Origin of the sequence: Nocardia sp. JMUB6875, assembly GCF_041154655.1 — a bacterium.
Taxonomy (GTDB): domain Bacteria; phylum Actinomycetota; class Actinomycetes; order Mycobacteriales; family Mycobacteriaceae; genus Nocardia.
The window spans coordinates 1-10,236 of record NZ_BAAFGR010000223.1 but is presented as its reverse complement, the minus strand read 5'-3'; the positions used below and the strand labels follow the sequence as shown (position 1 = coordinate 10,236).

15 protein-coding genes and 1 riboswitch are annotated in these 10,236 nt (G+C 64.0%); of the genes, 7 read left to right on the top strand and 8 right to left on the bottom strand.

Annotated features, from left to right (window positions below; genetic code table 11):
• The first annotated feature begins 627 nt into the window (after window positions 1–627).
• Window positions 628–1,020: a hypothetical protein gene (locus tag ACAM49_RS35515; RefSeq protein ID WP_369639920.1), complete on the top strand. Its 393-nt coding sequence runs from the start codon at window positions 628–630 to the stop codon at window positions 1,018–1,020.
• A gap of 130 nt (window positions 1,021–1,150) precedes the next feature.
• Here the strand turns inward: ACAM49_RS35515 and ACAM49_RS35510 are convergent, their stop codons facing one another.
• Complete coding sequence (locus ACAM49_RS35510) at window positions 1,151–1,495, bottom strand: HIT family protein (RefSeq protein ID WP_369639919.1); 345 nt, start codon at window positions 1,493–1,495, stop codon at window positions 1,151–1,153.
• A 178-nt stretch (window positions 1,496–1,673) separates the two neighbouring features.
• On the opposite strand from ACAM49_RS35510, the gene ACAM49_RS35505 reads away from it, so the two are divergent.
• The 3 genes from ACAM49_RS35505 to ACAM49_RS35495 all read left to right on the top strand — a co-directional run bounded on the left by ACAM49_RS35505 (window position 1,674) and on the right by ACAM49_RS35495 (window position 3,041).
• Entirely contained in the window at window positions 1,674–2,147 is a 474-nt protein-coding gene (locus ACAM49_RS35505) for a hypothetical protein (protein WP_369639918.1), read from the top strand.
• Window positions 2,148–2,484: 337 nt separating this feature from the next.
• Window positions 2,485–2,715, top strand: coding sequence for a hypothetical protein (locus ACAM49_RS35500; protein ID WP_369639917.1), 231 nt, complete (start codon window positions 2,485–2,487; stop codon window positions 2,713–2,715).
• On the top strand, window positions 2,712–3,041 hold the full coding sequence (locus tag ACAM49_RS35495) for a hypothetical protein (RefSeq protein WP_369639916.1): 330 nt from the start codon (window positions 2,712–2,714) through the stop codon (window positions 3,039–3,041). The genes ACAM49_RS35500 and ACAM49_RS35495 overlap by 4 nt, the downstream gene beginning before the upstream one ends.
• Window positions 3,042–3,166: 125 nt before the next feature.
• Here the strand turns inward: ACAM49_RS35495 and ACAM49_RS35490 are convergent, their stop codons facing one another.
• From ACAM49_RS35490 to ACAM49_RS35460, 7 genes are all read right to left on the bottom strand, one after another.
• The gene (locus ACAM49_RS35490; RefSeq protein ID WP_369639915.1) at window positions 3,167–3,643 is read right to left on the bottom strand and encodes a DUF6228 family protein; all 477 of its coding nucleotides are present in this window, start codon (window positions 3,641–3,643) and stop codon (window positions 3,167–3,169) included.
• Between the two features lie 184 nt (window positions 3,644–3,827).
• Window positions 3,828–4,190, bottom strand: coding sequence for a hypothetical protein (locus tag ACAM49_RS35485; protein WP_369639914.1), 363 nt, complete (start codon window positions 4,188–4,190; stop codon window positions 3,828–3,830).
• 59 nt (window positions 4,191–4,249) lie between these two features.
• Window positions 4,250–4,450: a DUF397 domain-containing protein gene (locus ACAM49_RS35480; protein ID WP_369639913.1), complete on the bottom strand. Its 201-nt coding sequence runs from the start codon at window positions 4,448–4,450 to the stop codon at window positions 4,250–4,252.
• A complete protein-coding gene (locus ACAM49_RS35475; RefSeq protein ID WP_369639912.1) occupies window positions 4,447–5,325 on the bottom strand; it encodes a helix-turn-helix domain-containing protein in 879 nt (292 codons plus the stop codon). The genes ACAM49_RS35480 and ACAM49_RS35475 overlap by 4 nt, the downstream gene beginning before the upstream one ends.
• Window positions 5,326–5,709: 384 nt before the next feature.
• Window positions 5,710–6,279: a histidine phosphatase family protein gene (locus ACAM49_RS35470; RefSeq protein WP_369639911.1), complete on the bottom strand. Its 570-nt coding sequence runs from the start codon at window positions 6,277–6,279 to the stop codon at window positions 5,710–5,712.
• On the bottom strand, window positions 6,276–7,082 hold the full coding sequence (locus tag ACAM49_RS35465) for a CbtA family protein (RefSeq protein ID WP_369639910.1): 807 nt from the start codon (window positions 7,080–7,082) through the stop codon (window positions 6,276–6,278). Before ACAM49_RS35465 ends, ACAM49_RS35470 begins: the two co-directional genes overlap by 4 nt.
• A gap of 22 nt (window positions 7,083–7,104) precedes the next feature.
• Window positions 7,105–7,320: a CbtB domain-containing protein gene (locus tag ACAM49_RS35460; protein WP_369639909.1), complete on the bottom strand. Its 216-nt coding sequence runs from the start codon at window positions 7,318–7,320 to the stop codon at window positions 7,105–7,107.
• Window positions 7,321–7,365: 45 nt separating this feature from the next.
• Window positions 7,366–7,496: riboswitch (cobalamin riboswitch) on the bottom strand.
• A gap of 347 nt (window positions 7,497–7,843) precedes the next feature.
• On the opposite strand from ACAM49_RS35460, the gene ACAM49_RS35455 reads away from it, so the two are divergent.
• From ACAM49_RS35455 to ACAM49_RS35445, 3 genes are all read left to right on the top strand, one after another.
• Window positions 7,844–8,221 carry a hypothetical protein gene (locus tag ACAM49_RS35455; protein ID WP_369639908.1) on the top strand — a complete coding sequence of 126 codons (378 nt, stop codon included), beginning with the start codon at window positions 7,844–7,846 and terminating at the stop codon, window positions 8,219–8,221.
• 18 nt (window positions 8,222–8,239) lie between these two features.
• Window positions 8,240–9,166: an SGNH/GDSL hydrolase family protein gene (locus ACAM49_RS35450; RefSeq protein ID WP_369639907.1), complete on the top strand. Its 927-nt coding sequence runs from the start codon at window positions 8,240–8,242 to the stop codon at window positions 9,164–9,166.
• 91 nt (window positions 9,167–9,257) lie between these two features.
• Window positions 9,258–10,175 (top strand): SGNH/GDSL hydrolase family protein, encoded by a 918-nt coding sequence (locus ACAM49_RS35445; RefSeq protein ID WP_369639906.1) that lies wholly within the window; start codon window positions 9,258–9,260, stop codon window positions 10,173–10,175.
• The last annotated feature ends 61 nt before the right edge of the window (window positions 10,176–10,236 follow it).

Genomic DNA, 10,236 nt, shown 5'->3' with positions numbered 1-10,236 from the left:
GCGCGACCGGCTCCAACCCGCACACCGATCCTTCGGACAAGCCACATCCCGGACCCGCCTACAAGGCTAACTCCCGCACCCACATCCAGGGCTTGACCTAAAGGGGAGCCAATAGCGGATGTTCCGCACGTCAAGCGTCCGGATACGCTGACCAATGGCCGGGACAGGATCATCGTCGGGACTGAGGAGGGTTGATTGTGAGATCGAGCCTCAGTGAAGCCATCGTCAACGAGCTGCGGTCACGAGCCCGACGGGGAGATACATCGGCCGAGATAGCTACCTGGTTGATACAGGAGCTTGGGAACACGAGGCTCTTCAGGGTTTACATTTACTGGCGCGAAGCCTTCGACACGCCAATACGGGTCCTCAAGGGCGCATCTGCCTGGGTAGGACTTGGGCAGGGTGGCACGTTGTCCGATGACGAACTGAACCAGATGCTCAGCCCCACTGGTTCCCCGTTTTGGTGACCTCATCGGCATGTGCGGACACCAGAACGGCCCGAGTCGCCTCGGGCCGTTGATCTTCCATTGGACTGCTCTGGCCGATCGAACCGCGCGCCACGCGGCAATAGCGGATGTTGCGCAAGCGCGTTTCGGAATGAGAGAGGTGCCAGTCATGATGTTGTGTATGCAGTTTTCTCGCGACTTCACACCCACCGGCTGGGTCGCCATCTTCACGGGTACCGACACCCAGATCGGTCGCACGCGCACCGTCGACGGTTGGGACCCTGCGGGAGTCGCGTTGATAGTCGACCCAGAGAGGGGAATGCGACGACCGGTTACGGACTACGCGGACTTCTCGCATCTAGAAAAGGCAAGGCAGGTGGTCACCGCACTCCCGGGTGGAGGATGGAGCGCCTGTCAGCGAGGGCATCGACAGGGCGACCCGGACTCGACCATTGAGCCGGTCGTGGCATGGCTGGTGACTTCGGGTGGCGACCTCGAGCCGGTCACTTTGGATGCCGAAGGGCAGATCGGCTTGTTCGACGACGCGGACCGATTCTTCCCACCGAACCTCTAGCAGCGACTCCAGTTGCGGACGTCTCGCTGGCCACAGATCGGTTCGGCCGGTTGATCTTCGAATGGCCAGTCCGAACCGACTTGTAAGCGGCAGTTGAGTGCGTTCGTAGCAGCCAAATCTTCAGTCGCCGTCAGTCCCGACCGACGAACCGTGCGACTCCTTTGCCCGCCGCGATGTGCACGTGAAGATGGCGATTGTGCTGTTCGTCGCCGAGCGTAGTCAGTACCTGACAACCGCCATGCTCGGCGATGACTCCGGTCGCGACTTCTTGCACGACCGTTAATAGATGCGCACCGAGTCCTGGTTCAAGCTCCAGAAGGGAACGGACGTGTTCTTTCGGCACCACGATGACGTGCTCGGTCCCGAACCCCGGCATCGGCGGGCGGAAGGCGAGGACGTGCTCGGTCTCGGCCAAGACCTCGACGTCGATCAGTCGAGGGATTACCTCAGCGCAGTACCAATCTGGTTCGATCACCACACGACTCTACGGAGCCCGTGAACCGCGTGGCGCTCGATGCAGCTGCGCTGCAAGAACTCTCAGGGGAACAGCCGCGCTCAACGCGGCATGAGAGCTCACTACGATTTTGTGAAGTCAGCTTGGGTTCGGCGCGTCGCCGCGGCCATCAACATGGGCGTGAAATCGCTGACTTAGGTTGCAAAGCATGACCCGATACCAGGCTTTCCGAACAGCGCATATCGCAGGCCACGCGTTCTGGTGGGTTTTCGTCGTTGCAGCCATGCTCGGTGGGGGAATCACCTGGTTCAGCAGTGGTCAGGATGACGATTTCGGCTGGACCGCCTATACACCTCTGACCGATGTGCCCCGGCGGTACACGGACTATCTGCCGTCGGACGGGTTCGATCAGATGGGTGTGATCTCGCTGATCGGGTTTTGCCTACTGGTCCTGGCAGCGGTCGCGGAAGCGGTGGTGGTGCGGAGATTCGCTGCCGGAGCCATCACCGTGACGGTGCCGTTCGCGGCGGCAGTGCTGATCTGGTGCGCGCTGCCACGTGGGCATTGGAACTTCTATCTCAAGCCGGTTACCGCTTTGCTGGTGATCCTTGTCGCGGTCGCGATCCGGGAAGTATGGGAGCGGAGGTTCGCTCCCACGATCGCGCGCACCTGATCGCCAACAACCGCTACAAGAATGCGATGTCATCGGCAAAGTAGTGCGTTCTTCGACGCCGGGGACGGTGGGCTTGAGATCAAAATCGGTCGGCCCAACGATCTTCAGGGCCGACCGTTTGACCGCTTCGAACCGCGCTTGCTCGCGGCAATAGCGGATGGTTCGCGGCGCCCCTAGCGCTCGCTGCTGTGTCCATCTGCTACAAGGAATTGGCCCACCGGAACTTCGCGATGTGAGACTCGGCCTCTAGGAGGAAGACATCGACAAGCGAGCGGAGCAGCTTCTTCACCTGCTCGAGGACAGACGTGCGCGGGTCGACGAGCGAGACGATGCAGCCATGGATCTCGAAGCCTTCGATGCCCCTGAGGTTCTGGCGGCCTTGTCGAGGATCGCGTGCACGGATGACAACGAACTCGTGCTGGCATCGGCGGGTGAGTCGTTGGCGGGAATTTGGATACGGAATGGACGGGTCGACTGGCGCGTGTACGAAGAGCTGTCGCCCGCGGCCAAGAGCGAGGTGGATGCTCGCCTCAAGGGCCAGGCACCGCAGCTACTTCCGGGGCTATGAACCGCACACTGACAGCCGCCGAGCGCACGACACTCGACACTCTCCTTTCACGCGACTTCCCCGGTGTGGAGAAACTGCGTAGGCAAGCGGCCACCGCGCGGGTCTGCCGCGAATGCGATTGCGGCTGCCCGACTATCGACTTCACGGTCGACCCACAAGCGCCCCTCGCGCCAGAGGCTAACGGCACCCCGGTCGACGTCGCAGTCCCCGCAGGCGGTCTCATCCTCTTCGTCGCCAACGGTCGCCTGGTCGGCATGGAGTACTGGAGCGTCGCAGAACCCCGACCCACCAAATTTCCGCCACCGGAAGATATCCGCTGGACCTAACGAACGTGCACGCTCATCGGCAATGCAGGACGATCGGCGGGCTGAGATGATTTCGGCCCGTTGATTTTCGGTCGCACCGGATCGATGGCTTCGAACGGCCCGCTGCGCGGCTAGGGGGCATACGTTTACGGTCGGTGCTCGGCGTGATCGGGTAGTACGAATCGATGGATGGCCGCTGCGAACTGTCGCAACTGCTCGCCCGCTTCCAGGTAGGTCGCGACCGTCGCGGCCCAGGTAAGAGATTCACTTGGCTGACGGTTCAGGGTCCAGTCCAGCCGAACATGCCCCAAGGTCAAATGTCGCGCTTCGATCCGCAGCTCGTGGTTCATGCTCTCCCACGTCCGGATCCCTTGCCAGCCAGCGAAATCCCGTTCCAATGTGCTGAGGAAGCCCGGCAGCGAGCGACCGTTGACGTAATCGAGGATGAGTCCGTGCATCGACGCCACCATCCCATCCCCAGACAACTCAACGCAGACCGCTACGAAGTCGTCGCTGTATGGAACAGTGCGGCGCCACAGCCGCACCCCTGTCTCGGCTGAACGGTCCATGACCTCGATCGCCTCATCTCGATCGACCATCTCGCTGTCGAATTCGCAGGTCATCGGTCGAGGCTAACGGCTCGACAGCAGTCCGCATCGGAAGCGCCGGACGACATCCACACCATCCCATTACCCGTCAGGTCTGCCTCGACTAGCAACCCTGCCGACGAGCATGCACTGGTGTAGGTAAACGTCGAGAAGACGTGTACGCCAGTGCATTCTCGTGGGATTGGTGGGGATTTGTGAGTTAGAGGCCGATGCAGGCGCTGCCCAGGTTGAGGCCGTTGCCGACGGTGACGGTGACGGTTTTATCGGTGGGGTCGCCGTTCACGCGGGCCATGAGGGTGTGGGTGCCCGTGGTGGTCGGCTTCCACGGTTGGGTCATGACCGAGCCGTTCACCGTGCCCTCGGTGGGCACGGCGACACCGTTGTCCCAGATCCGGGCGTAGTAGGCGTACATCCCGGTGACGGTCACCGTGTACGTGCACCCGGTCCCGTAGTTTCCGGTGGCGTTCGAGATGGTGACACTGTCGAGCTCATAGGCGGACGCGGTCGGAGCGAAGGCGATCATGGTCGCGCCGATGGCGATCGGAAGCATGAAGATTCGCATGCAATCGATCTTCGTCAACACCCCAATTCCAGGGTAGCCCCGGATAACCGGGGCTTGGTTCACACCAGATCGAACCGGCCGGCCTGGATAGCCCGCGTGAACACATCCCACTCACCCGCCCCGAAAACCAATGCGGGACCGGGGTTCTTGGAGTCCCGCACGCCGATCGCATCAGTGAAGTGTGCGACCTCTACGCAGGTGTCTTGGGTCGCGGAATGGCTGCTCTTGAACCATCTCGCGTTGGATAGGTCGGTGCTCACGCGTCGTACTCCCTCGCTATCGCCAGGATGAAGTCCCTGGACGGCTCTTCGCCCAACGCTACTCGCTGGATTTGGGCCAATGCTGCTTGATACTGCGTGATTTCGGTCGTTTGGTCCAGGTAGAGGGCGCCTGTGAATCCCTGCATGTAGACCACCGGCGGCTCGGTGAGCCGGGAGGTCGGATGCACCGGAAACTCCATGAGTACGAACGAGTTCGTGATGAGTCCGAGGTGGCTGCCGACGCGCTGCGGTATGACGCGGATCGATATGTTCGGGCGTTTTCCCACGTCCGCGAGGTGGCGAAGTTGGTCGGCGATAACCGCCGGGCCACCCACCTGATGATGTAGCACCGACTCGCCGAGCAGAACTCGGAGCTGAACCGGATTCTTGGCCTGATGCAACCGGGCCTGGCGGCGACCGTGCACCTCGACGAGTCTCTCGACCTCTTCGGTTGGGCGCGTGGGGAACTCGATCCAGATCACCGCGCGCCGGTAGTCGGGTGTTTGCAGTAATCCCGGCACAAGGGTGAGCTGAAATGTGGTGAGCCGCTTGGCTGCTTCCTCGAGGCCCAGGAACAGATCGGCGTGGGCCGGCAGTGTGTCTCCATAGCTGTGCCACCATCCCGGCTTCTTCGCCTCGGCGACCAGGCTCACCAATGCCAGCGTCTCGTCGTCGCTCGCGCCGTACATGGCGCAAAGTATGTTGACGTAAAGCTCTTTCAGCTTTGGACCCAGCTGTCCCGACTCCATCCGCCACAACGTCTGCGTGGATACCTCGATCGCCCGCGCCGCCGCCGCGGGCGAGACCCCCGATTCTTCCCGCAGTCGCTTCAATTGGCGGCCCAGCATCCTCCGGGGGACGGTCGATCCGGTCATGGTCCGTAGCCTCCCTAACCGTTGCCGTGCAGTTTGGAATCATTCTGCGAGGCAATTTGGAAGCGCCGCAGTAAATTCGGAGAATTGCAATCTGAAATCTTCCAATCCAGATTCCAGTGGCGTAGATCTGGAATCGGCACAGACAGTGCCCACGTCGCAAGGTGGGGAGATGAACTGTGGCTCAACCGATTTCACATGAAGTTCCGGACTATCCGGTCCAGAATTTGGACGTGGCGAAGCGTGGTCTGGAAAGTCATCGGGAGTGCGATAAGGATTGTGAGGCGAAGCGGTATTTCGCGGGGCTGGTGCCGTATTTGGAGGTGCTCGCGCGGCGGCGGGCCGCCTCGGCGGGGTGGAATATTTGGTCCTCGCGACCGTAAATGGTCAGGCCAGTTCTTGGGCGGTGGTGCGGAGGGTCCAGGCGGGAGAGCGGTGGTGCAGGGTGGTGGCGGTCAGCGGTGGAATGTCTATGCGCCAGAAGGATTCCGGGGGAGCGTTGAGGGTGCACAGCACTGCTGCGCGGACTACCGCCGGGTGGGTGATGGCGGTGATTCGGTCGCTGGTGCCCGCCAGGGTGACCAGCCAAATCCGCACGCGGACAATCAGGTCGATGATGGACTCGCCGCCGTGGGAGTTGTGGGTCGGGTCGGTGAGCCAGCCCATCAGGTGGTCCGGGGCGATGGCGTCCATGGACTGGCCTGACCACTTGCCGCAATTCAGGTCGCGCAGTGCGGGTTCGGGGGTCGTGGTGAGGCCGAGGGCCTTGGCGGTCTGTTCGGTGCGGAGTTCGGGGGCGCAGAGGAAGCGGTCCGGAGCCGGGCCGGGCGGGCCGCCCGCTGCCGCGACGGACCGCTCACCCAGCGGGCTGAGCGGTTCGTCGGCGGGGAAGCGGGCGGCCTGTACCGCGTCGGTGATCGCGTGCGTGATCAGCGTGAGGCGGGTGATCGCGCTCATGCCGCCGCGGGGGCGTTCTCGGTGCGCTCGCCGAGCAGGCGCGGGGCCAGCCAGGCGAAGCCGACGCCGATGACCAGCCACAGGATCAGCTGAGCGGCAAAGGAGTACAGGCGGAAGTGGTAGAGGTCCGCCGCGGGGAATCCGGGGTAGACGATGGTCCCCGACGAATTCTTCAGCGGCTCCGGCGTTTCGTCGGAGTAGCTGGGCAGAACCAGCATGACCACCGCCATCACCACCGTGAACGCGGCGGCCGCGGCGATCGACGCATTCCAATTGCCCAGTCGCGCCGCCAGTCTGCGGCCCAGCCAGACCGCCGCCACCAGTGCGACCGCGCTGATCGCAATCATGAGCACGAACATCGCCGTGCGTTCCTTGATTGTGTCCCCGTCCGAGGATCCCGGCGGATTGGCCGGGTACTTCAGGAACGGCACCGCGTACACCACGAGGAACATGCCGCCCGACACCAGCAGTGCCAGATTCCGCCCGCTGATCTTCCCGGCCTTGCGCAGCGCCAGGAAGTAGACGACCGCGAACAGCGCCCCCATGGCCGCGCCCAGCACGATCACGCCGAAGCCGAGCCCGATATTGGCCTGCTGGCTCCGGGTGAACAGCTCGGCGCCCATATCCATGTCCATCGGTTTCCCGGCGGCCTTGTCCAGCGCCATCTGCGCGTCCTCGCGCCCGTGCTCGTAGTCGATGGCCCGATCGGTGATGGGCTCCGACAGAATCCGTGCGAACGCGAACGCGAGCAATCCGCCGAGCGCGCCCAGTAGGACGCCTCGGCCGATGATCCGTTTTTCCATTGTGCCGACTCGTTTCCCGCGACTAGTGGCAGGGGAAACCGAGGAGATGCCGGCCGTCGTGCACGAACTCGTGCACATGCATATCGCTGCCGAAGACCGACACCGCGCCCTGATCGAACCCGATGAAGTAGATGGCCAGCAACGCCAGCACGGCGGTCCCGATCAGCCACAGGGCAGTGGTGGGAAGCGCGAGCGACCCGGCATTCAAACCGGAACGGGGAACGTAGGACGTAGCCACGTGAACTCCTAGTGTGGGAGGGGATTTCGCGCCCCTCGGCCGATACAACAGCTCGGCACCCGGGGTCTGACTCACACCCGAGGGTGTTCACAGTGGCGCGACCGTCCCGGACTCTCACCGGATTCCACGAATCGCCGATCCCCAAACCATACGAAACCCCAATCGAACTGGTCAAACCCCCGCCCACACTGTGGACTCCGGCCTACCCGGTGAACGGCACACGCTGCGTCCCGGTGAGCGGCACACGCTGATGGCGTGTTTGGGATATTTCGGGCAAATACCTTCCGGGATGCGCCGCTCACCGGTTGAATACGCGGGGCTGACCGGCGGCGGACGCCGATGCGAGACGGGTTGCTTCTGCAACTCGTTCCATCGGTTGAAATCGGCCTGACCTGGATGAATCTGGTTCGGTGCCCCTAGGATTCGGGGCAATTTTCCGAATCCGCCCGGGCGCGGTTGGCGGATTTTGTACACTGCCCGCTGAAGTGAACACAAGTCACTTCAGATCTGATTCGAGGTATCCATGAAGTCTGCTACACCGGGGGTTTTCGCCGTCCGTGCCGCTGCGGCTGTAATCGGCGGGGCATTGTTGTTCGCGGGGGTCACGGGATGCAGCAGCTCCAAATCATCTGATGGGTCGTCGGGCGGGACCAGCACCACGGTCGCCCCGACGACGGTCGCGAGCTCCACCGCGGCGCCCGCGCCGACGACCGCCGCACCCGCGCCGACCACCGAGGCTCCCGCGCCCGCGCCCGCCGCCACGGAACCGGCCGCGCCGCAACCGGCCGCGCCCGAACCGGCTCAGGTCGCGCCCAAGCCCGCGCCGCAGACGCAGGCCCCCAAGCCCGCCGCCCCGCCGACGCTCGACGCGCCCGGCTTCGAACCCCGCGCCGGGTACTGACGGGACTGGACTGGTCAAGTGCTGGGCAATGGTGGACGGTGGCTGTGCGCCACCGTGGTGGCAATCGCGGCCTCGATGACGGCCGTGGCCGCGGCGAGTGCGGATCCTTCCGCTGCGGATCCGCATCCCGCGGGCAAAGAGCTGGTGGTGCTGGGCGATTCGTTCTCCGCGAACGAATGGGACCACTTCACCGGCCGAGATGATTGCAACCTGCACGGGCGCACCGCCTGGCCGGTCCAGCTGAGCCAGCTGATGGGCGTGTACGGGACCGAACGGGTATCCGACCCGTCGTGCCCGGGCGCGTCCATCGACAGTGGGCCCGGCTGGACCATGGCCCAGCAGGCCCGGCGCGCCGACCAGGAAGGCGCGTTCGGGCCGAACACCAAGCTGGTGACGCTGCAGTTCGGGCTGAACGACAAGTGGGGTAGGTCGGATCAGACGCTGTGGAATTCCTTGCAGGCCTGCGTTTTCAACCTCGAGCTCGGCTGTGATCCGAACGCGGTCGACGAGGGCCGGATGACCGACTACAACGGGGTGTCCGGCGCGCTGATGGCCAAGCGCATGAGCAATGCCGTCACCTATATCAAGTACTACGCGCCGAACGCGAAAATCGTATTCGTCGGGTATCCGGAGCTTTTCGTGCCGGGTAGCAGCACGGTCTGTCTCAGCATTCTCGGCGTCGCGCCGTTCATCAATCCGCGCGGGCGCGCGGTGGTGGAGTACCTCGATCGGATCGAGGTGGCGCAGCGGGAGGCCGCGCAGCTGCTGGGCATCGAATTCCTCGATTCCCGGGCGCTGACCGCCGGTCACGGCCTCTGTTCGGCGCAGCCGTGGCTGAACGGGGTCGCCGATTTCCGCACCGGCGTCGACGGCCTGCCCTTCCATCCGTCCACCCAGGGCGACTCCGTGATCGCGACCGCGATCTACGACCGATACGGACGCTGATCCCGCGCAACGGATTTCGCGTTCCCGCACCCACTCGTCTGTTCACACTCCGCGCAAAACTGAAGACTTCAATTTGCGATTCGAGGGTTACATGAAGTTCCGTATTCCAGGCGCATCGGTTTCGCTGTGCGCCGCGGTCGTGGCCATCGCAGCGGCCATGACGGGAACCGCGGGCGCACACGCCGATTCCGCCCAGGGCGGCAAAGAGCTTGTCATTCTGGGTGATTCGTTCTCCGCGAACGGGTGGGAACCGTTCTCCGACTCGAAGGGCTGCGATCGCGGCGACACCTCCTGGCCGGAGCAGCTGTCCGCGCTGATGGGACTGCAGGGCAATACCGATCAGGTCTGGAACCAGTCCTGTCCGGGCGCGACGATCGAGGGCGGCGACGGCTATACCCTCACGGTCCAGGCCGCCAATGCCGCCAAGGCGGGCGCGTTCGGGCCGCACACCAAGCTGGTGACCCTGCAATTCGGTTTCAACGACCACTGGGGTGGGGCGGATCTTTCCCCGTGGGCCTCCTCGCAGAGTTGCTTCTACGATCTCGCCGGTGGTTGCGGACCCGACGCCGTCGACGAGGGCCGGATGATCGACCCGCGCAAGATCACCGGCGCGGAATACGCCGCGCGCATCGCCAAGGTCGTGACCTACATCCGGTACTACGCCCCGGCCGCGCACATCGTCATCGTCGGCTACCCCGAGTTGTTCGCGGCCGACCAGCATGCCATCTGCTTCGACATCGCGGGCCTCGCGCTGCTGCAGCCCAAGGGCCGCACCGTCGTCGAGTACTTCAACCGGATGGACAAGGCGCAGCGTGAGGCGGCCGCGCAAACCCAGGTGGAGTTCCTCGACTCCCGCGCACTCACCGCCGGCCACGGCCTGTGCACCCCGCAGCAATGGGTCAACGGCGTGTTCGACCCGATGATCAACCTCGGCGGCCTGCCGTTCCACCCCGCCCCCCAGGGTGACGCGGTAATCGCCAACGCTCTGTACGAGAGGTACGCACGATGACCCGTCCCCCCGAAGTCCTCCCCGGGATGCGCGACGAGGCCGTCGCCCTGGAAACCCCACC

Bases quoted from the DNA above. Each gene is read 5' to 3' on its own strand.
- ACAM49_RS35445 (WP_369639906.1), top strand. From the start codon at position 9,258: ATGAAGTTCCGTATTCCAGGCGCATCGGTTTCGCTGTGCGCCGCGGTC.
- ACAM49_RS35515 (WP_369639920.1), top strand. From the start codon at position 628: ATGCAGTTTTCTCGCGACTTCACACCCACCGGCTGGGTCGCCATCTTC.
- ACAM49_RS35485 (WP_369639914.1), bottom strand. From the start codon at position 4,190: ATGCGAATCTTCATGCTTCCGATCGCCATCGGCGCGACCATGATCGCC.
- ACAM49_RS35495 (WP_369639916.1), top strand. From the start codon at position 2,712: ATGAACCGCACACTGACAGCCGCCGAGCGCACGACACTCGACACTCTC.
- ACAM49_RS35475 (WP_369639912.1), bottom strand. From the start codon at position 5,325: ATGACCGGATCGACCGTCCCCCGGAGGATGCTGGGCCGCCAATTGAAG.
- ACAM49_RS35500 (WP_369639917.1), top strand. From the start codon at position 2,485: ATGGATCTCGAAGCCTTCGATGCCCCTGAGGTTCTGGCGGCCTTGTCG.
- ACAM49_RS35490 (WP_369639915.1), bottom strand. From the start codon at position 3,643: ATGACCTGCGAATTCGACAGCGAGATGGTCGATCGAGATGAGGCGATC.
- ACAM49_RS35465 (WP_369639910.1), bottom strand. From the start codon at position 7,082: ATGGAAAAACGGATCATCGGCCGAGGCGTCCTACTGGGCGCGCTCGGC.
- ACAM49_RS35455 (WP_369639908.1), top strand. From the start codon at position 7,844: ATGAAGTCTGCTACACCGGGGGTTTTCGCCGTCCGTGCCGCTGCGGCT.
- ACAM49_RS35470 (WP_369639911.1), bottom strand. From the start codon at position 6,279: ATGAGCGCGATCACCCGCCTCACGCTGATCACGCACGCGATCACCGAC.